The organism is Rhodopseudomonas sp. P1, from assembly GCF_039642825.1.
GTDB classification, from domain to species: Bacteria; Pseudomonadota; Alphaproteobacteria; order Rhizobiales; family Xanthobacteraceae; genus Rhodopseudomonas; species Rhodopseudomonas palustris_H.
The window spans coordinates 1,177,989-1,199,109 of record NZ_CP088006.1 but is presented as its reverse complement, the minus strand read 5'-3'; the positions used below and the strand labels follow the sequence as shown (position 1 = coordinate 1,199,109).

Here is a 21,121-nt window from a genome sequence, read left to right as displayed (position 1 = left end):
CGAGCGCTAACCGCGCTTCAGCATCGACAGCAGCGACGTGGTCGCCTTGTAGCTCTGCACAGCGCTATCGCGGAACGCCGGCGTCCAGTTGGTCGCGGTGCGCTCCTCTGCGCTCATGCCGGAATAGGCATTGAGCAGGCCGAGGCTGAAATCAGCCGGATTGCCGGAGGTCTGGCTCTGCTTCAGCGCGGTGAGGATGCTGGCACGGTTGCGGCCATCGAGCTCGCGCTTGGCGGCGAACACCTCTTCCTGCGAGAACAGATCGTCCTTGTTGAGCGAGATCGCCGACAGCGAGCGATTGTCGAGCACCGACAGATCCGCCTGCTGGCCGGTCTTGCGCGCCGGATCGTACACCAGCAGCTTGCCGGCGGCGGTCGCCTGCGCGGCTTGGTCATCGAGCGTGGCGCGCGCCTGCTTGGCAACGCTGCCGAAATCCTTCGTGGCCGTGGTGGCGCTGCCGGACGGATAGCGCGCCAGATAGGCCGCCACCGGATCGTTGCTGATGCCGGCCGGTATCTTCGACGGATCGGCCTGGGTCGCTGCCAGGCCCTTGGTGATCGCGGCGCGCTCGGCCTGCCAGGTCGCGGTCGCCTTCTCTTCGCCCGAGGCGCCATCGAGATAGCTGGCAGCCGCCTTGTACACGGTGCTGTAGTCGCCGATCAGCTTGGCGGTCTGTGTCGCCGGCGACAGCGCGTCGTTGAACTGCGCAATGCGCGTGGTCGCCGCCAGCGTCTGCTCCGCGTCGGTGAACCGGCCGCCGGCGTTGGAGGCGATCGCGAACAGCGCCCGGCGGTCGAGTCCGGACAGATCGATCTTCGGCTTGCCGCTGTCGTCGTATGGCGCGGTGACGTTGGCCGCCTTGTACAGCTTGTCGATCGCGGTGCGGCTGTCGCTGATCACCGCGGAATAATCCTTGGACGAGCCGCTCGCGAGCTGCGCCCGCGCGGCCGCCGACAGCGTCAGCTGCGTCGCCGCATTGCTGCTGGCGCCCGGCAGCACGTCGTCGCTGGTGCCGTTCAGGATCGTGGCCAGCGAGGTCTGCGCGCCCGCGGTTCGCGCATAGGCGGCACCGTATTGCGCGTAATTGTTCAAGCCGTTGGTGATGCTGGTCATGGCATTGCGCCCCGCTGCCGAGGAGGACGGTTAAGGAACCGTTACCGCCAGCCAACCTGTCAGGACATGGTTAACGACCGGTTAATTGTTTCGCAGTGTTGCTGATCGGTGCAGCTTTTGAGGACGGGGCCTTCCCCTCCGTCATTCCGGGGCGCGCCGAAGGCGCGAGCCCGGAATCCATACTCCCTGAACTCCCCGTTGGGCCCAGCCGTCGACACGCCCTGCTCCACCACCAACATCGGTGGTTATGGATTCCGGGCTCGCCGCTGCGCGGCGCCCCGGAATGACTCCTGGTGGGGCACTTTCGCCAAAGGTACCGTCATTCCGGGATGCGTGCGACAGCACGCAGACCCGGAATCTCGAAGTTATTGCAGAAGGCGACGCAGCGAGGCGCGCGGCAAGGAGGCTGCCCCGCACCCGGCGTCATGCGCGGGCTCGACCCGCGCATCCATCACGCGCGTAGCGCTTCTGCGAAGATACCTTGGGAAGAAAGGATGAATTGCCGGGTCGAGCCCGGCAATGACGTGGCGTGGCAGCGGCTGGCGCGGCGGACCAACGGCCGCCGTTAGTCCTGGATCTTCGAAAAGTCCGCCACCGCGCGCGTTGCGGCGCGGATTTCGTTGAGCAGCTTCAGGCGGTTTTCGCGGACAGCCTTGTCGTCGGCGTTGACCGTCACCTTGTCGAAGAACGCATCGACCGCCGGCCGCAGGCCCGCCATCGCGGTCATCGCCGCGGCGAAGTCTTCCCTAGCGACGGCGGCGCCGGCATCGGCCTTGGCGCGGTCGATCGCTGCCGCCAGCGCCTTCTCCTCGTCCTGCGCATACAGCGACGCATCCGGCGCACCATCATAGGCGCGGCCGTCCTTCTTCTCCTCGATCCGCAGGATGTTGGCGGCGCGCTTGGTGCCGGCCAGCAGGTTCTTGCCGTCGTCGGTGGCGAGGAACGCCGCCAGCGCCTCGACGCGGCGAACGATCATCAGGATGTCGTCCTGCCCTTCGAGCGCGAACACCGCATCGACGAGGTCATGCCGCGCGCCTTGGTCGCGGAGTTGGACTTTCAGGCGGTCGGCGAAGAAGGCAAGGAGTGCTGTCTTCAGCCCAGACCACGTTTCATCGCGCATGGAGTTGAACAAGTGAGCTAAGAGGCCGAATTCCATCGGCATGTCCCGCCGATTGTCGTCAACGACCTTGAGCAGCGGCAGCCGCAGCCCGTTCTCCAGCACGATCCGGATCACCCCCAGCGCCGCACGTCGCAGCGCATACGGGTCCTTGCTCCCCGTCGGCTTCTCGTCGATCGCCCAGAACCCGACCAGCGTGTCGAGCTTATCGGCGAGCGCCACCGCGATGCTGACCGGATCGGTCGGCACGCGGTCGGCCGGGCCCTGCGGCTTGTAGTGCTCCTCGCAAGCGGCGGCGACGGACTTATCCTCGCCCTGCGCCTCCGCGTAGTACTTGCCCATCAGGCCCTGCAGCTCGGGGAATTCGCCGACGACTTCGGTCAGCAGGTCCGCCTTGCACAGCCGCGCCGCGCGCTTGGCCTTCTCGACGAGTTTTTCTTTTTCCGCGCCTTGCGCGGTTGGCACGACCAGCGGCGCGATCTCGGCTGCTAAGCGTTCGATCCGCGCGATACGCTCGGCTTGGGTGCCGAGCTTTTCGTGGAACACGATCTGGTCGAACTTCGGCAGCCGGTCTTCCAGCTTGGTCTTTAGATCGGTCTCGTAGAAGAACTTGGCGTCCGAAAGCCGCGCGCGGATCACGCGCTCGTTGCCGGCCGTGATCGCGGCGCCGCCGTCGCTGGCTTCGATGTTCGCGGTCAGGATGAACTTGTTGGCGAGTTTGCCGGTCGCAGGATCGGCGACCACGAAGCACTTCTGGTTGGCGCGGATGGTGGCGCGGATCACTTCGTCCGGGATCGACAGGAAGTCCTTGTCGAACGAGCCCATCAGCGCCACCGGCCATTCGACGAGACCAGAGACTTCGTCGAGCAGCCCCTGATCTTCGACCAGTTCGTAGTTCTGCGCCTGCGCCAGCGTCTTCGCGTCCGCCAGGATGATGTCCTTGCGGCGGGCGGAATCGAGCACGACCTTGGCGGCGAACAGCTTGGCCTCGTAGTCCTCGAACCGGCGCACACTGAATGCAGCCGGCGCCATGAAGCGATGGCCGCGCGTGGTCTGCCCCGCCTCGATGCCGTCGACGTTGAAATGCACCACGTCGGGCTCTTCGGTTTCCATGCCGAAGGTCGCGATGATCGAATGCAGCGGCCGCACCCATTGGAGCGCGCCCGGCTTGCGGGAGCGTTCGCCCCAGCGCATCGACTTCGGCCACGGGAAGGTGCGCACGATCACCGGCAGCAATTCGGCGATCACGTCGATCGCAGGCTTGCCAGGCTTCTCGATCAGCGCGACGTAGAAGTCACCCTTCTTCGGGTCCTTCTGGATCTTGGCTTCGTCGAGCGAGGCGAGGCCTGCGGCCTTCAAGAAGCCCTGCACCGCCGCCTCCGGCGCGCCGACTTTCGGCCCCTTGCGCTCGTCCTTCAGATCCGGCTGCCGCGCCGGAATGCCGTGCACCGTCAGCGTCAGCCGCCGCGGCGTCGCAAACGCCTTGGCGCCCTCATAGACGAGACCTTCGGCGACCAGCTTGTCGGTGACCAGCCGCTTCAGATCATCAGCAGCCTTCCCCTGCATCCGCGCCGGGATTTCTTCGGAGAACAGTTCGAGGAGAAGATCGGGCATTACTTGTCCTCCCCACGGAGGGCTTCACCCTCCCCTGGAGGGGGAGGGTCGCCTGCCGCAGGCAGGCGGGGTGGGGTGACAGCGGTCGCGTTGTAGATGGCGTCCATCACGGCGTCGGTCTTGCTCATCACATCATTGTTCCAAAATCGGATCACCCGGTAGCCCTCCGACTGCAGCCATTGCGTTCGCACTTCGTCACGCTTTAGGCCGTCTTCGTCGCCGTGTTGTGATCCGTCCACCTCGATGATCAGTCGCTTCGCGAGGCAGGCGAAATCGGCGATGTAGGGCCCGATCACCACCTGCCGTCTGAAGTGACTTCCTTCCACATTCATTCGTCGCAACCGCCGCCACAGGATGTCTTCGGCAGCGGTGCTGTTAGCCCGCAGTTTGTTCGCAGTAGCGCGCTTGAAGTCGCTGATCTGGCGCTTGACCATGTCGCAACCGCTGTCACCCCACCCCGCCTGCCTTCGGCAGGCGACCCTCCCCCTCCAGGGGAGGGTAATTAGTCCGAACTCGCTGCCCCGCCCCCTCCCCGCAAGGGGGAGGGGAGCAGAGGCGTCCTCGTTATCGTTTACCCCGCTCGCTATGCGAGCGACCCTCCCCCTCCAGGGGCGGGTAAGAGAGAACTACGCTTCCGCCCGTCCCGCTTCGGTATGCACCCAGGCTTCGCCACAGGCTTTGGCCAGTTCGCGGACGCGCAGGATGTAGCTTTGGCGTTCGGTGACGGAGATCACGCCGCGGGCGTCGAGCAGGTTGAAGACGTGGCTGGCCTTGATGCACTGGTCGTAGGCCGGCAGCGCCATGGCGTGGGCTTCGCGCTTGCCGCCATCGGCAGACATCACCCAGCCGGCGTCGAGATATTTCTTGCAGGCGGCCTCGGCCATCTTGAACTGCTCGAACAGCATCTCGGTGTCGGCGACCTCGAAATTGTGCTTCGAGTATTCCTTCTCGGCCTGCAGGAACACGTCGCCATAGGTGACCTTGTCATCGCCGTCGCGGCCGTTGAAGTTGAGGTCGTAGACGCGGTCGATGCCCTGGACGTACATCGCCAGCCGCTCGAGACCGTAAGTGAGTTCGCCGGCAACCGGCGCGCATTCGACGCCGGCAACCTGCTGGAAGTAAGTGAACTGGCTCACTTCCATGCCGTCGCACCAGCACTCCCAGCCGAGGCCCCAGGCGCCGAGCGTCGGGCTTTCCCAGTCGTCCTCGACGAAGCGCACGTCATGCAGCGCGGTGTCGACCCCGATCGCGGCCAGCGACTTCAGGTACAGGTCCTGGATGTCGGGCGGGGACGGCTTCAGGATCACCTGGAACTGATAGTAGTGCTGCAGCCGGTTCGGGTTCTCGCCGTAGCGGCCGTCCTTGGGCCGGCGCGACGGCTGCACGTAAGCGGCGTTCCAGCGCTTCGGGCCGAGCGCCCGCAGCGTGGTGGCCGGATGGAAGGTGCCGGCGCCGACTTCCATGTCGTAGGGCTGCAGGATGACGCAGCCATAATCGGCCCAGAAGCGCTGCAGCGTCAGGATCAGGCCCTGGAACGAACGTTCCGGGCGCATGTGCGGAGGCGTCGGGTCCATGATCGGCTTTGGATTCACGAGGGTTTTTGGAAAAGTGGCCGGACCGTATCGACCACGACCCGGCAAATCAAGGCGATGAACGGGCCAAATCGCCGGTTAACGCCTCCTTAACCACCCGCCACGGCGATCGCTAAAAGCTGAAATTCGTTAGCAACTGATGGGTAACCATCGGCCTCCAGGGACGTGGCGTGCGGCCGAGGAGCCGGCGCCGAAACGACGGGGAGCCGAAATGACAGCCTTTCATGCCGTGAGTGCTGCGCTTGTCGTGCTGGTGGTCGCGCCGCTGCTCAGCGGATCGCTCGGCCGCTCTTAAAAGTTTGCAACCTCCAAGGTTGCGCGCCGGCCCTATGGGTGATGCCCCGCCCTTCGGGCCGGCGCACCGATTCCCACATCACCGATTGAAGAGATCAGTCCGATCTGAAGGTCAGCCCGGCCGATAAGCGCCGGTCACGGGGTCGGGCCGCAGCGTCGGCAGCTTGGCGCGGTCCGCCTCGGCAAACACCGTTGCGCGGGCGACCTCGAGCTCCTGATTGACGCGTCCGGCCGTGCGGAAGGCCCACCGCACCATGGCGATGCCCACCAGGCTTCCAGCCAATACGAGCAGCGGCGGCATCGTCCAACCTCTCCTTGAGTCGCGTCACGCCCCTGTTGCATCTTCGCTCAGTGGGCGATCACTCGCAACTCACGCTGACGGGACCAAATGGCGCGGAGGCCGCGCGGCCGCGCATCTTCTAAAAGCCGTATTTGGCCCAGATCGCCCGTGTTTCCAGCGCCGTAATCATTGATTCGGGCAGTGCCGCGACGCCGTCGAGCGCAGCTCCGGCACCGCCGGATTTACGCGACAGATTGGCGAGCAGGCCGGTCGGCGGTGAGATCAGCGGGGTGCGCACCTTGTCGCCGAACTTGCCGCGTAGCACCGCACGCAGATCACCGATCGAATCAGCAAGGCCGAGCGACACCGCGGTGGCACCGGCCCAGTACTCGCCGGTGAACAGCTTGGACTCCTCGCCCTTCAGCCGGGTGCCGCGGCTCTCTTTCACCAATGCGATGAACAGCGCGTGGATTTCCTGCTGCAGCACCTTCAGCCGCGCGACCTCCTGCGGGTCTTCCGGCAGGAACGGATCGAGCTGCGCCTTGCGCTCGCCGGCGGTGTAGAGCCGGCGCTCGACGCCGATCTTCTTGATCAGATCCTGAAAGCCGAAGCCGCCGCCAACCACGCCGATCGAACCGAGGATCGACGATGGATCGCAATAGATCTCGTCGGCTGCGCACGCGATCATGTAGCCACCCGAGGCCGCGACATCCTCGACGAACGCGTAGACCGGCAGCTTCTTCTCGGCGGCAAGCGCGCGGATGCGCAGATAGATCAGCCGCGATTGCACCGGCGAGCCGCCCGGCGAATTGATCGCTAGCGCCACCGCCTTGGCGTTGCGGGTGGAGAATGCGCGATCGAGCAGCTTGGCGACTCCGGCCAGCGTCAGGCCCGGCCGCAACGGCGTGACCGCGCCGATCGTGCCTGACAGCCGCACCACCGGCACCACCGGAATGTCGCGCCGGAAGCGCGCCGGAATCCAGTTACCGAGACCGGCGAGCCAGCCCTGCTCGCTGCGACCGCTGATCGCAGCATCGCTCATCGCTTCACCCTATTGTCGACCATCTTGGATGCCACCATTTGGTAGGTATGGAACGTGTTTTGCAACGCAGGCTTCATATAGGGACGAGGCTGCAACGACGCAGCGGAGGGACCGATGAAAATTTACCTGCTGATGTTGTTGATCGCGGCAATTCTCGCGGCTGTGCACGTCACCAGCGCACCGGCCAAGCACAACGAACCGCAACCGCAGTAGTCAGCGCTGCGCAGTTTTTGCCCAGCCGCTGATTAGGATTGCGCCAGCGGCAGAATTTGCTCCCCGGCGAGCACGGCCCGCGCGATCGGGTTCGGGTGACCCGACGGGTCATTGAGCAGCAAACCTGGAACAAGCGCCAGCGGCGCCCGCCCGCCCTTCGTCGCACGCACCAGGATACGGATCGCCGGCTTGTCGGCATTTCCATGCACCGGCTGCACCATCACGCTGCCGAAGCCGCGGCCCAGCGCACTCAGAACATCGGCAAGTCCATCCGCCCGCCATATCATGGTCAGGGTCCCGCCGGACTTGAGCAGCCGCCGCGCCGCGTGAACCCAGGCCTCCAGCGTGGTCGCCGCTGCCAGATGCGCCACCTGCCGCACCGGATCCGGCGACCCCCGATGCCGGGCGGCATCATGGAACGGCGGATTCATCAGCACTGCGTCGGCCGAGTCGGGCCCGAGTCCGGCCGCCGCAAACGTCTCGGCTGAGCCGGTGATATCGAGACAGACGACTGCGGTTGCCAGCCCATTGAGGTGGGCATTGTCACGGGCAATCGCCGCAAGACTAGGATCGATCTCAACCAGGACCGGAGCGATTCCGTCGACCCGCCACGCCACCGCCAGTCCGGCGGTGCCGACGCCGCTGCCGAATTCGACCACTCGGTCGCCGACCCTCACCCGCGTCGAAGCCGCCAGCAGAATCGCATCGTGACCGGCACGATGGCCGGCGGCAGGTTGCCGCAGCCGCAGCCGGCCGCCGAGAAAGCCGTCCTCGGTCAGGCTTTGTGCTGCCGGATCAACCAGTTCAGCCATCGGACCTGAGCTCGTGCGCCAGTCCGGCGTCGGTCAGCAACTGGCGCGCAGCGCGAACATCGTCCTCGTGCACCAGAACGCGGCGCGGGATCACCCCGAGCGAGCCTTCGAGAATGCTCATGTTCTGGTCCAGCACCAGGTGGTCGATCCCGGCACCGTCCAGCAATGCCCCCACCGCCGAAAGCAGTACCGCGTCGTTGGTCCGCAGCAGTTCTCGCAACCTTGCCTCTCCTGTCGTCCCTGCATTATAGCTCGCGCCGACCGTTGCGGGGGATCGATCGCCTCGTTGCAGGGTCGTTCCCGTGCTATAGAGGGAACCGCAATGAGGCGCGGAATGGTCGAGCCGGCCGGCGCCTCGATGACTGGACCAAGGCTCGGATGGCGCGAGCAGCTTCGCCGCATCCGTCCCCGGAATTTGGAGACCCAGCGTGGCCGTAATCGTACCCTTCGAGGGCCCCTCGACCGCCTCGATCGACCAACTCGTCGAACTCGTTGCGGCGGACATGGAGCGAGTCAACGCCACCATCCTGTCGCGGACGGGCTCGGACGTCACGATGATTCCTGAAGTCGCCAACCACCTGATCTCGTCGGGTGGCAAGCGGCTGCGGCCGATGCTGACGCTGGCGATGGCGAACCTCACCGGCTACACCGGCGACGGCCACATCAAGCTCGCCGCCGCGGTCGAATTCATGCACACCGCGACCCTGCTGCACGACGACGTCGTCGACGAGAGCGAGATGCGCCGCGGCAAGAAGTCGGCGCGGATGCTGTGGGGGAACGAGGCCAGCGTGCTGGTCGGCGACTTCCTGCTCGGCCAGGCGTTCCGGATGATGGTCGAAGTCGGCAGCTTGCGCGCGCTCGACATCCTGTCGTCGGCATCCGCCACCATCGCCGAGGGCGAGGTGATGCAGCTCGCCGCCGCCAAGAACACCGCGACCACCGAGGACGAGTATCTCGCGGTGATCCGCGGCAAGACCGCCGAACTGTTCGCCGCCGCTTGCGAAGTCGGCCCGGCAATCGCCAATCGGCCGAAGCCGGAGCAGTCAGCCTGCCGCTCGTTCGGCATGAATATCGGCATCGCTTTCCAGCTGATCGACGACGTGCTCGATTACGGCGGCAAGGCTGCCAAGCTCGGCAAGAACGTCGGCGATGACTTCCGCGAGGGCAAGATCACTCTGCCGGTGGTGCTGGCGTTCCGCCGCGGCAACGACGCCGAGCGCGAATTCTGGATCAAGTCGCTGGAGCGCGGCGAGATTTCGGATGCCGACCTCGATCAGGCGATCAAGCTGATGACCAAGCACCGCGCCCTCGACGACACCATCCAGCGCGCCCAGCACTACGGCGCAATGGCGGTCGACGCGCTCGCGCTGTTCCCGTCCTCGCCGATGAAGACGGCTCTGGAGCAAGTGGTCGCGTTCTGCCTCGCGCGCTCGCACTGAGCGGACGCAGCTCTTTTTCAAACAAGCACCGTCATTCCGGACGCCGCGCAGCGGCGATCCGGAATCCCGAGATGTTCTGAACTGCGAGATCCCGGGTTCGCGCTGCGCGCGCCCCGGGATGACAGCCGCTGAAGCGGCCGTCAGCTCAGGCTGCCGGCGTGGGCCCACCAGCCAGGATGCGCAGCGCGGAGCGTATCCGCGGCGGCACGAGCCGAGACATCATCGGCATACAGCGCAAAGCAGGTCGCGCCTGAACCGGACATCCGGGCGAGCTGAACGCCGGCGGTCGCCTGTAGCGCCTCCAGCACGGTGCCGACAACCGGCTCGACCTTGAGGGCCGGGGGTTCGAGATCGTTGGTGCCGGCCTTGAGCGCCACGACCCAATCGGCGAGCGGCGCACCGGCTTTCGGCCAAGCGGGCGCAGCGAGGACGTCGGTCGCGCCGACCGTCAGCGAACCTGGCTTCAGACCCAGCGCAGTGAACACGTCCTTTGTGGCCACCGGCACTCGCGGATTGACCATCACGGCCGGAATTCGCGGCAGCGGCAGCGGCGACAGCTTCTCGCCGACGCCGGTCATCACGCAGGGCTTCGACGGCAGGCACACCGGCACATCGGCGCCGGTCAGCCGGGCGGCCTCGATGAGGCGTGGATCGTCAACGGTGAGATCATTGGCGCGGGCGAGCAACCGCAGCGCCGCCGCGGCGTCGGCGGAGCCGCCACCAATGCCGGCCGCCACCGGCAGATGCTTGTCGAGTGTGAAGGCGCCGGCTTTCAGGTTCGGCACACGCTCGCCGAGCAGCCGCGCCGCCTTCAGCACCAGATTGTCGGCGCTGTCGCCGCAATCCTGCGCGCCGGGACCGATCGTGGCCAGGCTCAGCGCCGCACCCGGCTGCAGGGTCAGGTGATCGGCGCAATCGGCGAACGCCACCACGCTTTCCAGCTCGTGGTAGCCGTCAGGGCGACGGCCGACCACGCGCAGCGTCAGGTTCACCTTGGCGCGCGCCTCGTCGCGCAGTGTTGTCGCAGAGCCGTCGGTCACGGAAATCGTCTCCTGGAGCGCCGGTTCTGAGCGAAACCGAACCGAAGCTCCACCCCCCTTTTAGGCGCGTTCGCGGTCCCGGCGCAAAGCCCTGACCGCGCCGCCTCAGCCGCCCTTGCCGTCTTCTTTCTTCTTGTCCGCGGACGCCGCCGAGGCCTTGTCCTCTTCGGGCAGACCGTTGGAGATCTTGCCCTCGATCTTCGGCAGCTCCTCCGGATCGGGCTTGAGGTCGCGGGCGTGCGCCCACTGGAAGCGCGCTTCGAGCGTGCGGCCGACCCGCCAATAGGCATCGCCGAGGTGATCGTTGATGGTCGGGTCCTCGGGCTTCAGCTCGATCGCCCGCTCCAGCGTCTTCACCGCATTCTCGTAGTCGCCAATGCGGTAGTAAGCCCAGCCGAGCGAGTCGACGATGTAGCCATCGTCGGGACGCTGATCGACCGCGCGCTTGATCATGGTCATCGCCTCGTCGAGGTTGATGCCCTGATCGATCCAGGAATAGCCGAGATAGTTCAGCACGTGCGGCTGGTCGGGCTGCATCTGCAGCGCCTTCTTCAGGTCGACCTCGGCCTTGGCCCACTGCTTGGAGCGCTCCTCGCAGATGCCGCGGAAGTAGTAATACACCCAGGCATTCTTCTCGGCGCCGGTGAGCGCGTCGATGCCTTTGGAGTAAGTCTCGCCGCAATCGGCGAACTTCTTGCGGCCGCGCTCGATATTGCCGAGCGCCATGATGGCTTCGAGATCCTTGCCGTCCTCGGCGATCACACCCTTGAGGATCTTGATCGCTTCCTCGCTGCGGTCGGAGGCGTCGAGGTCGGTGGCGAGCTGGATCTGGGCGTTGCGCTTCAGCGGCGAGGATGCCGGCACGCGCTCGTACACCTTGATCGCCATCTGCGGCTTCTTCACCGACTCGTAGAGATCGCCGAGCGCCAGCAGCGCCAGCGCATGGTTGGGTTCGAGGTAGAGCGCGAGCTGCAGATACACCAGCGCAAGATCTTCGCCACCGCGCCGGGTCAGCGACGCGCCGATACCGTACAGCGCTTCGGCCGCGCCGGCCTGCGGGCTATCGACCAGCGGCGCCAGCTTCTTGCCGGCCTTGACTTCGCGGATGCCGTCTTCGATCAGCGGATGACGCGGCAGCTTCTTATCGAACGCCTGATAGACCGCGAGCGCCTCGGCTTCGCTCTTGTTGCGCGACAGCCAGCGCGCATAGGACTCGACCACGCGCAGCGCGGAATCGTCGAGCTTGTAGGCGCGCTCCAGCCGTTCGCCCGCGTCCTTCTGGCGGTTGGCCAGCTCCAGCATCATGCCGGAATGCAGGTCCTTGAAGATCGGATACCACTCCGGACCGGCGAGCTTGTCGATGTTGCCGACCGCGGTCTTGACGTCGCCGGCGCCGTACAGCGACCAGCTCGAAATCAGGGTGGCGATCAGGTCGGTGATCGGGCCGCGCACCGACTGGTTCACGTTACGCACCGCGGAGGCGTATTTCTTGGTCTTCAGATCGCGGATACCGATCACCAGCCGGGCGACGCGGTTGGACTTGTCGATCTTCAGCACACGATCGGCGAGCTTGACCGCCTCGTCGATGTCGCCTTCGGCGAGCGATGAGATGAAGGCGCGGTCGAGCAGCTCGTTATTGCTCGGATCGGTGCGGAGCGCCGAGCGGTAGAACGCCGCGGCGGAGGCCGCGTCACGTTCGATGCTGGCGTGGCGGGCGGCCAGGTAGCTGCCGGCGGTCGTCATCGACCGCAGATCCTGGGTGGTCGGAAACTGTGCCGAGTTGTCGGCCGGGTGATCGGGGGTCTGCGCCAGCGCCTGTCCGGCGATCGGCATCGCCACCAGCGTGAGGGCGACGGCCATCGATCGACGGATTCGAAGGGAAAGCATCAAGGTTGCCTAGCTCCAGGAAAAGGCTCGTTGGCCCGGCCGCCGAGCCGGCAGCATCGCGTCGACAATGCCGCGTTTGGCGCTCAACCGCAAGGATAGGCCCGACGGCGCACAATGCCGCGGTCCCCGACGGCGCCGGCGGGCGGTCGCAGGATTGAGACGGTGGCAACATGGCAGGATCGTGGCCGCGCGGCGAGGCATCGCCTCGCCGCCGCTCACGGACGCGTGGTCAAAGCCGCGCGGTCAGAACAGCGATCACATGCCCTGATAATTCGGACCGCCGCCGCCTTCCGGCGGAACCCAAGTAATGTTGCCGTTCGGGTCTTTGATGTCGCAGGTTTTGCAGTGGACGCAGTTCTGCGCGTTGATCACGAAGCGCGGGCCGGTAGGCTCTTCCACCCACTCGTACACCGCAGCCGGGCAGTAGCGGCCCGACGGGCCGGCATAGACGTCGTGCTCCGACGTCTTCTGTAGCTGCATGTCGGCGACCTTGAGGTGCACCGGCTGGTCTTCCTCGTGATTGGTATTCGACAGGAACACCGAGGACAGGCGGTCGAAGGTCAGCTTGCCGTCCGGCTTCGGGTTTTTGTGCGGCTCATGCGATTTCGCCGGATCGAGCGTCGAGCGATCGGGCTTGCCATGCGACAGCGTGCCGAACACCGAGAACCCGAACGTCGAACACCACATTTCAAAGCCGGCCAGCACGACGCCGACGGCGGTGCCGAACTTCGACCACAGCGGCTTAACGTTGCGGACCCGGAACAGGTCCTTGCCGACGACGGAATCGCGCCAGGCGTTTTCGTAGTCCACCGGCTCGTCGTTGGTCCGGCCGGCAGCGAGCGCCGCCGCGACGTGTTCGGCGGCCAGCATGCCGGAGCCGATGGCGTTGTGGACGCCCTTGATGCGCGGCACGTTGACGAAGCCCGCAGCGCAGCCGATCAGCGCGCCACCCGGGAAGGTCAGACGCGGAACCGACTGATAGCCGCCTTCGGTGATGGCGCGGGCGCCGTAGGAGATGCGCTTGCCGCCCTCGAAGATCGGCGCCACCGACGGATGGGTCTTGAACTTCTGGAACTGCTCGAACGGCGACAGATACGGATCGTCGTAGTTGAGATGCACCACGAAGCCGACCGCCACTAGGTTGTCGCCGTAGTGATACAGGAACGAGCCGCCGCCGACATTGTTGCTGAGCGGCCAGCCGAACGAGTGGGCGATCCGGCCCTTACGATGCTTGGACGGCTCGACCTGCCAGATTTCCTTGAGACCAATGCCGAACTTCGGCGGATTGGAATCCTTGTCGAGCTTGTAGTTGGCGATCAGCTGCTTCGACAGGCTGCCGCGCGCGCCTTCAGCGAACAGCGTGTACTTGCCGAGCAGTTCCATGCCGCGGGTGTAGGAATCCTTCGGCTGGCCGTCGCGGCCGATGCCCATGTCGCCGGTGGCGACGCCGCGCACCTCGCCATTGTCGCCGTACAGCACTTCGGTGGCGGCGAAGCCGGGATAGATCTCGACGCCGAGTTCCTCGGCCTTCGGCCCGAGCCAGCGGCACAGATCACCGAGCGAGCCGATGAAATTCTTATGGTTGTCGAGCATCGGCGGCACCATGATGTTTGGCACCTTGAGCGCTTTCGACGCCGTCATGACGTAGAAGTGGTCGTCTTCGACGTGGGTCTTCAGCGGGCAGCTCTCGTCCTCGCGCCAGCTCGGCATCAGGCGATCCAGCGCCGACACGTCGATCACCGCGCCCGACAGGATATGGGCCCCGACTTCGGAGCCCTTCTCCACGACCACCACCGACAACTCGGGGTTGATCTGCTTCAATCGAATGGCGGCGGACAGTCCCGACGGGCCTGCTCCCACGATCACGACGTCGAATTCCATCGATTCGCGGGGCGGCAGCGTTTCATCACTCATCGTTTTTTCTCGCAGGACTCTCGGAGACGTTTCCTCGGGTGTTCTTTCGCATTTTTAGAAGAAGAACAACCACCCAAATGTACCGGCTGGCTCATCTTTCCAGCTTCAAGATCATAGATGCGAAAATAAGTTTCGCATTGCGGAACATGATGCATCGAGATCGGCTGTTCTGTTTCCCGCATTCACGGTAAACCACGCCGCATGACACCCGATCCTGTGCCGAGCCTGCGTCAATTGCTCGCGTTCTATGTGGACGCAGGGGTGGATTGCGCGCTCGCAGAGGATCCGATCAACCGGATGCTTGACGACGCGCCTGAGCCGGCTGCACGCGAGCGGGCGCCCGAGCCTCGCGCGATCGTCAAGCCAGCCTTACATGCACCGCCGCCGCCGCTGGCATTCGGTGCGCCACCTGCGAGTCCGGACGCTGCGATCATCTCGGCCCGCGAGGCCGCAGCGACCGCACCCAGCCTGGACGTGCTGCGCGAGTTGATGCAGCGGTTCGATGGCTGTGCGTTACGCGCGACCGCAACGCAGCTGGTATTCGCCGACGGCAATCCGCAGGCCAAGGTGATGTTCGTCGGCGAAGCGCCCGGCCGGGACGAGGACATCGAAGGGCTGCCGTTCGTCGGCCGCTCCGGCAAGCTGCTCGACCTGATGCTCGCGGCGATCGGGCTGAACCGCGGCAACGTCTACATCGCCAACGTGATCCCGTGGCGGCCGCCGGGTAACCGCACGCCGACGCCTCAGGAGACCCAGATCTGCCTGCCGTTCATCCGGCGGCAGATCGAGCTGGTGAACCCGGACCTGCTGGTGACGCTCGGCAACCCGTCGACCCAAGCGCTGCTCGGCACCCGCGACGGCATCATGCGAACCCGCGGCCGATGGTTCGACTACGACACCGGGACCCGCACCATCCGCGCCCTGCCGACGCTGCATCCGGCCTATCTGCTGCGCCAGCCGACCTACAAGCGGCTCGCCTGGCAGGATCTGCGCGCGATCGCGACCGTGCTCGCCGCGGCGTCTAACTAAGCAAGATCAAGCAAGAAGGTCGGCTCGTCCGCGCCGGGCGCCGCGCAGCTGCGGCGGGCTTACGGCGCTTTCGGCCGCACGATCGCCCAGCCGATCCGCAGCAGCGGCTGACGGCCGGAGATCATTCGGTCGAAGCCACGCGGCAGCTCCGGCACGATGCCCGGGAAGCGCTGGGCGATCTCGTCCGGCGGCTTGCCTGCCGTATCGGCCGCACGCCACACCACCACGCCGCCGTTACGTTCGAAGTCGCCTTGCGTAATCCATGGCGTCCGCGCCGGGGTGGCATCGAGCAAAAGATGCGGGCGCGACGGCGCCAGAGCGATCAGGCTGGCGAGCTGCGGATCGCCGGCGACCGCAGGCAGCGGCTTGCCGGTGCGGCGTTCGAAACTGTCCGCGAAGAACTGCGCCATCTGCTTGGATGGCAGCGAGGTGGGCACCTCGGTGCGCGTCAGCCAGGGCTGCACCACCACGGTGAAGATCACCGCGACGGCGGGTGCGGCGATCAGCGCCGCCCAGGCCGAGCGCAACAGCCGCTGGCGATGCAGATACAGCACGTCGCCGATCACCATCATCACCGCGAGACCGGCAAGCAGCAGCACCACGCCGGGGCCACCGACGACATGGCCGAGACCGAACACTGCGGCCGCGATGCTGGCGACGACCGGCGGCACCAGCGCGAACACATAAACGAACTGCCGCGCCAGCGGATCGACCGGCGGCCGCGCGATCATCGGCGCATCGTGGTGCTTGGGGGCGAACCGGCCGATGTTGAGCACCGCGAGCAGCGCAATGCCGGCGAGCGAGATCACCAGCCCGCCGAACAGCTTCAATCCCAGCAGCGCGCGATCGCCAAGATCCGCCGTGGTTGGCAGCGCCGGCAGCGCAAACTGATCGGCGCGCAGCAGCCAGACGCCATAAGGCAGCGCCAGCACGGCGATCACCAGCAGCGCGAACACCGTGTCGAGCGAGACCAGGGCCCGGCGGCAGCGTGCATTGGCGAGCGCAAAGGCGAGCGGCAGCAGGAGCAGCGCCGGCGCCGCAACGGTGGTCAGCAGCAGCAGGCCGATCTCGATCGACAGCGCGAACCAGGCCGCACGGCGATGCTGGCCGATCACCTGCCAGCCGTGCCACAGCACCAGCGCCCACAGCGGCCGCGCCAGGATCAGCGGGCCGAACTCGACGCCGGAGCCAGCAAAAGCGGTGACGGTCGAGGTCAGCAGCACCGCGACCACCGCGTATTGCGGCCCCACTACGCTGCGGGCGAGCTGGAACAGAGCATAGAACGTGACGACGAAGCAGAGCTGCGCCAGCACATAGACGCCGATCATGTGATTACCGGCGGCCCGATACGCGACATCGGCGAGCCAGAACGCCAGCGGCGGACCAAGATCGGTGCCGACCTGGTACTCGCGGCCATAGGCCAGCACCACCGCCACATCGCCGGGAGGGCTGACGTAGAACAGCGTCGGCACCAGCACCCACAGCAGCGCCTGGGCGCACACCACCAGCCAGAACACCAGCAGCGGCCGTGCGCGGATCAGTTCGACGATCAGGGAGGCGAAGCGCATGTGGGGCCAGCGAAAATCGGTCTGACCGTGATAGAGCCCGGCGGCCGCACGCGCAACCGGCGCCGCCGCACTCACGCGATGGCTTCGACCGTGACGTCGGCCTCGAACAGGTCGCGGATCTGCGGCGGCCGAGCGCCTTCGATCTTCTGCCAGGCTGCGGCGACCGGCGCGAAGAAGCGGCGGTGATGCACCGTCGGACCAAGTCGGGCGAGCGCATCGAGATGCTCCGGCACGCCGTAGCCCTTGTGCTGCTCGAAGCCATAGCCGGGGCATTCTTCGGCGAGACGGCACATCAGCCGGTCGCGTGACACCTTGGCGATGATCGAGGCCGCGGCGATCGAGGCGATCAGCCCGTCGCCGCCGATCACAGCTTCACAGTCGCATTTGGTTGCCAGCCGGTCGCGGCCGTCGACGAACACATGGCGCGGCATCTCGGGCAGCGCATGCACCGCGCGGGTCAGCGCCCACAACGACGCGCGCAGAATGTTGTCGCGATTGATCCGTTCCGGCGAGGCATAGACCACCGAAACCTGTGCGGTGGCGCAGATCTCGTCGAACAGCGCCTCGCGCTTTTCTGCCGTCAGCCGCTTGGAATCGTCGAGCCCCTTGGGCACGCGCTTGGGATCGAGCACCACCGCGGCCGCCACCACCGGACCAGCCAGCGGACCACGGCCGGCTTCGTCGCAGCCGGCGATCGGCCAGATGCCGCGCTTGATCAGCGTGCGCTCGCGCCGGAAGCTCGGCGGCGCCACCGCGATCACGCCCTTCAGCGCCTTGGTAGAGGCGGGCTTGCTGCCGGCGGCTTCCTTCGCGCCGGCCTTGGAAGAAACGGCCTTGGACGCAGCAGTCTTCGAAGCCCGAACCTTCGTGGTGGACGCTTTCCCGCCATCCGCTCTGACGGCCTTGCCGCCCGATCGGCTCGCGAGCTTGGTCGGAACCTTGATCGGCTGTTTCGTATCCCGAATCATGCCGCGATGCTGCGGGCGAGGCACAGCCGGCGCAACCGTAAACTCCGGATCATGCCCGCAATTCAGCGAGACCAGCGGGAACCGGGCCCCTGCCCTCAGAACAGGCTGAGTTGCTGCCCGGCCTTCTCCGGCTTCTCGAAATGATCGAGGGTCAGCTTGGAGCGGCGCTTGTTCAGTCCGAGCCGCGTGCAGGCGGTCTCGAACCTCCGGCCGATCATCCAGGCGATCGGGCCGGTCCCCTTCATCCGGGTGCCCCATTGCGAGTCGTAGTCACGGCCACCGCGCATGTCGCGGATCAGCGTGAAGACGTGGCGATAACGGTCCGGATAGTTCGCCATCAGCCATTCGCGGAACAGATCGCGCACTTCCAGCGGCAACCGCAGCAGCACGTAGCTCGCCTCCTTGACGCCGGCATGGGCGGCGGCATCGAGGATGCGCTCGATCTCCATGTCGTTGAGCGCCGGGATCACCGGCGCCACCATCACAGTGGTAGGGATGCCGGCGTCGGCGAGCAGCTTCAGCGCTTCAAGTCGCTTCGCCGGTGCCGAAGCGCGCGGCTCCATGCTGCGGGCGAGCTTCGGATCGAGCGAGGTGACGGACAGCGCCACCTTGGCGAGCTGCCGCTTGGCCATCCGCGCCAGGATGTCGATGTCGCGCACCACCAGTGCGGACTTGGTGACGATGCCGACCGGGTGGCCGGTCTTCTCCAGCACCTCGAGGATGCCGCGCATGATTTTCCGTTCGCGCTCGATCGGCTGATACGGATCGGTGTTGGTGCCGATCGCGATCATCCGCGGCTCGTATTCCGGCGCCGCCAGCTCACGCTCGAGTAACGCAGGCGCATCGGGCTTGGCGAACAGCCGGGACTCGAAATCCAGTCCCGGCGATAGCCCGAGATAGGCGTGGGTCGGCCGCGCGAAGCAGTACACGCAGCCGTGTTCGCAGCCACGATACGGATTGATCGAGCGATCGAAGCCGATATCGGGCGAGTCGTTGCGGGTGATGACTTTGCGAGCGGTATCCAGCGCCACCGTGGTCTTGAACGGCGGCAGGTCCTCCAGGCTTTCCCAGCCGTCGTCGAAGGCGGTTCGCGCCTCGGCCTCGTAGCGGCCGCTGGCGTTGGACTGCGCGCCGCGACCGCGGCGCCGCTGCTCGTCGACCGCCGCCTCGATGGCGGGGGAAGGGGAAGGCGCGCCCACCGGCTCGGAGGGCGCCGTGACCGGCGGGCGCTTGAGGGCATTGGATGCTCTGCTCATGCGTCCAAGATAGCGAGTCGATAGAACAAATCAAGAACAAACGTTCGGCCCGCACCGTCTGTCACCAGCAACGCGCCGGAGTTTGCCCGGATGATGGGCATTGCGCAATTCGCGGCTGATTTCGCGGCAGTGAGGTGCTAAGCGTGGCGCGCATCTGTCGTCGTAGGGTCACCCGCCGGACATGTTGAGTGTGATCATTTCTACCGAAGGCGTCGAGCGGACCGCCGTCGCCACGCTGGCGTCGCTAGTCCCAGGCGCTGCGGCCGGGGTCGTCAGCGACGTGACCTTGGTTGATCGCGGCGGCAGCGACACCATCGCCCGCGTCGCCGATGTGGCCGGCTGCAACTACCTCGCCTTCGACGGCAATCGCGCCGAAGCGCTCGCGGCCGGAGCCAAGCAAGCCCGCTCGCCTTGGCTGATGTTTCTCCATGCCGGTGCGGTGCTCGATCCGGGCTGGATCGAGGAGACCACCCAATTCATCGAAGGCGTCTCCGCCAGCGGCCATGCGCGCGCCGGCATCTTCCGCTACGCCAGATCGCCCTACGCACCGAGCGGGTGGCGCGAAGGCCTGATGTCGCTGATCCGCAGCTTCTCCAGCTCCAGCGCTGACCAGGGGCTGGTGATCGCGCGCGACCATTATGTTCGACTCGGCGGGCACGCGGGACATGGCGCGGAAGCAACGTTGCCGCGCGACCTCGGCCGCGCATCCCGCACCCTGCTGCGCAGCCGCGTCATCCTCGCCGCCTGACCTCGCTTCGAAGCTGCCCTTCGATCAAACAGCACGTCTTAATAGTTGCCTCCGGCAATCATTTTGTTGACAGAGGCAATTAATCCGGCTGAGATGGTTCCGCTGGCCCCACCGATCTCGCCAGGAGACCGCCCAGGGCCGCGACCGGAGACGACGAATGGAAGCAGCCATCGCGCAGCAGCAATCGAGCCAAGGCGACGCGGTCGCGCTGGTGCGGGCCTTCAACCGGTTCTACACGGCACGGCTCGGCGTGCTCGAGCAGCGGCTGATGGACAGCCCGTTCTCGCTCACAGAAGCGCGGATTCTGTACGAGCTGGCACATCGCGACGCGCCGACCGCCAAAGAGATCGGCTCCGAGCTGAAGCTCGACCCCGGCTATCTGAGCAGGATCATCCAGGGGTTTGCCGACGACGGCCTGTTGAAGCGATCCCCCTCACCGGCCGACCGGCGCCAGCATCTGTTGACGCTGACCGCCAAGGGCCGCGCCGCTTACGCCAAGCTCGAACGCAGTTCACAGAACGAAGTCACCGCGATGCTGTCGGGCCTGCCGCCGGCCGAGCGGGCGCGGCTAACCGCGGCGATGTCCACGATTCAGGGTTTACTTGGTGCAGGGAGCGCGCCGCCGCCGATTCTGCGCAGTCCGCGCCCCGGCGATATCGGCTGGGTGGTGCAGAGCCACGGCGCATTCTATGCGGCCGAATACGGCTTCGATGCGTCGTTCGAAGCCCTGGTGGCGGAGATCGCCGGACAGTTCCTGGCGTCGCACGATCCAGGCCGCGAGCGTTGCTGGATCGCCGAGTACGACGGCGCCCAAGCCGGCTCACTGTTCCTGGTGCGGGACAGTGACGACGTCGCCAAGCTGCGGCTGCTGCTGGTAACGCCACAGGCGCGCGGGCATCAGCTCGGACGCAAGCTGATCGACGAAGCGATCGGCTTCGCGCGCCACTGCGGCTATCGCAAGGTCACACTGTGGACGCAGAGCATCCTGACCGCGGCTCGGCGGATCTATCAGGACGCGGGCTTCCAGCGTGTCGCGGCCGAGCCGCATCGCAGCTTCGGCCAGGACCTGATTGGTGAGACCTGGGAGCTGAGCCTGTAATGCCGCCGCGGCGCACCGAGCCGCCGCGTGTCACCGCCGAGCTGATCGCCTTCCACACCAAACGTGGGCGGGCGCTGCGGCGTGCCGCGCTCGTGA

Annotated in this window: 18 protein-coding genes; 4 read left to right on the top strand and 14 right to left on the bottom strand. The window is 66.2% G+C overall.

Annotated features, from left to right (window positions below):
• Positions 1-6: 6 nt before the first annotated feature.
• From LRC39_RS05600 to LRC39_RS05565, 8 genes are all read right to left on the bottom strand, one after another.
• Positions 7-1,113 (bottom strand): hypothetical protein, encoded by a 1,107-nt coding sequence (locus LRC39_RS05600; RefSeq protein WP_346296604.1) that lies wholly within the window; start codon positions 1,111-1,113, stop codon positions 7-9.
• A gap of 565 nt (positions 1,114-1,678) precedes the next feature.
• Entirely contained in the window at positions 1,679-3,844 is a 2,166-nt protein-coding gene (gene glyS / locus LRC39_RS05595; RefSeq protein WP_346296603.1) for a glycine--tRNA ligase subunit beta, read from the bottom strand.
• Entirely contained in the window at positions 3,844-4,278 is a 435-nt protein-coding gene (locus LRC39_RS05590) for an endonuclease domain-containing protein (protein ID WP_346296602.1), read from the bottom strand. The genes glyS and LRC39_RS05590 overlap by 1 nt, the downstream gene beginning before the upstream one ends.
• 192 nt (positions 4,279-4,470) lie before the next feature.
• Positions 4,471-5,418 carry a glycine--tRNA ligase subunit alpha gene (locus LRC39_RS05585; RefSeq protein WP_264054458.1) on the bottom strand — a complete coding sequence of 316 codons (948 nt, stop codon included), beginning with the start codon at positions 5,416-5,418 and terminating at the stop codon, positions 4,471-4,473.
• 424 nt (positions 5,419-5,842) lie between these two features.
• Positions 5,843-6,031, bottom strand: coding sequence for a DUF4234 domain-containing protein (locus LRC39_RS05580; RefSeq protein ID WP_107343220.1), 189 nt, complete (start codon positions 6,029-6,031; stop codon positions 5,843-5,845).
• A 118-nt stretch (positions 6,032-6,149) separates the two neighbouring features.
• Entirely contained in the window at positions 6,150-7,052 is a 903-nt protein-coding gene (locus tag LRC39_RS05575) for a S49 family peptidase (protein WP_346296601.1), read from the bottom strand.
• A 245-nt stretch (positions 7,053-7,297) separates the two neighbouring features.
• Complete coding sequence (locus tag LRC39_RS05570) at positions 7,298-8,077, bottom strand: tRNA1(Val) (adenine(37)-N6)-methyltransferase (protein ID WP_346296600.1); 780 nt, start codon at positions 8,075-8,077, stop codon at positions 7,298-7,300.
• Positions 8,070-8,297, bottom strand: coding sequence for a DUF2007 domain-containing protein (locus LRC39_RS05565; RefSeq protein WP_264075702.1), 228 nt, complete (start codon positions 8,295-8,297; stop codon positions 8,070-8,072). The genes LRC39_RS05570 and LRC39_RS05565 overlap by 8 nt, the downstream gene beginning before the upstream one ends.
• A gap of 208 nt (positions 8,298-8,505) precedes the next feature.
• On the opposite strand from LRC39_RS05565, the gene LRC39_RS05560 reads away from it, so the two are divergent.
• Positions 8,506-9,516, top strand: coding sequence for a polyprenyl synthetase family protein (locus tag LRC39_RS05560; protein ID WP_107343216.1), 1,011 nt, complete (start codon positions 8,506-8,508; stop codon positions 9,514-9,516).
• A gap of 140 nt (positions 9,517-9,656) precedes the next feature.
• Here the strand turns inward: LRC39_RS05560 and LRC39_RS05555 are convergent, their stop codons facing one another.
• From LRC39_RS05555 to LRC39_RS05545, 3 genes are all read right to left on the bottom strand, one after another.
• Complete coding sequence (locus tag LRC39_RS05555) at positions 9,657-10,556, bottom strand: 4-(cytidine 5'-diphospho)-2-C-methyl-D-erythritol kinase (RefSeq protein ID WP_346296599.1); 900 nt, start codon at positions 10,554-10,556, stop codon at positions 9,657-9,659.
• A 105-nt stretch (positions 10,557-10,661) separates the two neighbouring features.
• Complete coding sequence (locus tag LRC39_RS05550; RefSeq protein WP_107354429.1) at positions 10,662-12,443, bottom strand: tetratricopeptide repeat protein; 1,782 nt, start codon at positions 12,441-12,443, stop codon at positions 10,662-10,664.
• A gap of 255 nt (positions 12,444-12,698) precedes the next feature.
• A complete protein-coding gene (locus LRC39_RS05545) occupies positions 12,699-14,357 on the bottom strand; it encodes an electron transfer flavoprotein-ubiquinone oxidoreductase (protein WP_107343213.1) in 1,659 nt (552 codons plus the stop codon).
• A gap of 201 nt (positions 14,358-14,558) precedes the next feature.
• Between LRC39_RS05545 and LRC39_RS05540 the strand changes: the two genes are divergently transcribed.
• Positions 14,559-15,386 (top strand): uracil-DNA glycosylase, encoded by an 828-nt coding sequence (locus LRC39_RS05540; protein WP_346296598.1) that lies wholly within the window; start codon positions 14,559-14,561, stop codon positions 15,384-15,386.
• Between the two features lie 59 nt (positions 15,387-15,445).
• Here the strand turns inward: LRC39_RS05540 and LRC39_RS05535 are convergent, their stop codons facing one another.
• From LRC39_RS05535 to LRC39_RS05525, 3 genes are all read right to left on the bottom strand, one after another.
• Positions 15,446-16,954, bottom strand: coding sequence for a glycosyltransferase family 39 protein (locus LRC39_RS05535; protein WP_346296597.1), 1,509 nt, complete (start codon positions 16,952-16,954; stop codon positions 15,446-15,448).
• Positions 16,955-17,025: 71 nt separating this feature from the next.
• Positions 17,026-17,922 carry a ribonuclease HII gene (locus tag LRC39_RS05530; protein WP_346296596.1) on the bottom strand — a complete coding sequence of 299 codons (897 nt, stop codon included), beginning with the start codon at positions 17,920-17,922 and terminating at the stop codon, positions 17,026-17,028.
• A gap of 95 nt (positions 17,923-18,017) precedes the next feature.
• Complete coding sequence (locus LRC39_RS05525; RefSeq protein ID WP_346296595.1) at positions 18,018-19,178, bottom strand: PA0069 family radical SAM protein; 1,161 nt, start codon at positions 19,176-19,178, stop codon at positions 18,018-18,020.
• 181 nt (positions 19,179-19,359) lie between these two features.
• Between LRC39_RS05525 and LRC39_RS05520 the strand changes: the two genes are divergently transcribed.
• Both LRC39_RS05520 and LRC39_RS05515 read left to right on the top strand, forming a co-directional pair.
• Complete coding sequence (locus LRC39_RS05520; protein ID WP_346296594.1) at positions 19,360-19,926, top strand: glycosyltransferase; 567 nt, start codon at positions 19,360-19,362, stop codon at positions 19,924-19,926.
• Between the two features lie 157 nt (positions 19,927-20,083).
• Entirely contained in the window at positions 20,084-21,025 is a 942-nt protein-coding gene (locus LRC39_RS05515) for a bifunctional helix-turn-helix transcriptional regulator/GNAT family N-acetyltransferase (RefSeq protein ID WP_346296593.1), read from the top strand.
• The last annotated feature ends 96 nt before the right edge of the window (positions 21,026-21,121 follow it).

Excerpts from the sequence above, each read along its gene's own strand:
- LRC39_RS05520 (WP_346296594.1), top strand. The coding sequence starts at position 19,360 with ATGTTGAGTGTGATCATTTCTACCGAAGGCGTCGAGCGGACCGCCGTC.
- LRC39_RS05515 (WP_346296593.1), top strand. The coding sequence starts at position 20,084 with ATGGAAGCAGCCATCGCGCAGCAGCAATCGAGCCAAGGCGACGCGGTC.
- LRC39_RS05580 (WP_107343220.1), bottom strand. The coding sequence starts at position 6,031 with ATGCCGCCGCTGCTCGTATTGGCTGGAAGCCTGGTGGGCATCGCCATG.
- LRC39_RS05545 (WP_107343213.1), bottom strand. The coding sequence starts at position 14,357 with ATGAGTGATGAAACGCTGCCGCCCCGCGAATCGATGGAATTCGACGTC.
- LRC39_RS05585 (WP_264054458.1), bottom strand. The coding sequence starts at position 5,418 with ATGGACCCGACGCCTCCGCACATGCGCCCGGAACGTTCGTTCCAGGGC.
- LRC39_RS05550 (WP_107354429.1), bottom strand. The coding sequence starts at position 12,443 with ATGCTTTCCCTTCGAATCCGTCGATCGATGGCCGTCGCCCTCACGCTG.
- LRC39_RS05590 (WP_346296602.1), bottom strand. The coding sequence starts at position 4,278 with ATGGTCAAGCGCCAGATCAGCGACTTCAAGCGCGCTACTGCGAACAAA.
- LRC39_RS05525 (WP_346296595.1), bottom strand. The coding sequence starts at position 19,178 with ATGAGCAGAGCATCCAATGCCCTCAAGCGCCCGCCGGTCACGGCGCCC.
- LRC39_RS05535 (WP_346296597.1), bottom strand. The coding sequence starts at position 16,954 with ATGCGCTTCGCCTCCCTGATCGTCGAACTGATCCGCGCACGGCCGCTG.
- LRC39_RS05530 (WP_346296596.1), bottom strand. The coding sequence starts at position 17,922 with ATGATTCGGGATACGAAACAGCCGATCAAGGTTCCGACCAAGCTCGCG.
- LRC39_RS05540 (WP_346296598.1), top strand. The coding sequence starts at position 14,559 with ATGACACCCGATCCTGTGCCGAGCCTGCGTCAATTGCTCGCGTTCTAT.
- LRC39_RS05575 (WP_346296601.1), bottom strand. The coding sequence starts at position 7,052 with ATGAGCGATGCTGCGATCAGCGGTCGCAGCGAGCAGGGCTGGCTCGCC.
- glyS (WP_346296603.1), bottom strand. The coding sequence starts at position 3,844 with ATGCCCGATCTTCTCCTCGAACTGTTCTCCGAAGAAATCCCGGCGCGG.
- LRC39_RS05600 (WP_346296604.1), bottom strand. The coding sequence starts at position 1,113 with ATGACCAGCATCACCAACGGCTTGAACAATTACGCGCAATACGGTGCC.
- LRC39_RS05570 (WP_346296600.1), bottom strand. The coding sequence starts at position 8,077 with ATGGCTGAACTGGTTGATCCGGCAGCACAAAGCCTGACCGAGGACGGC.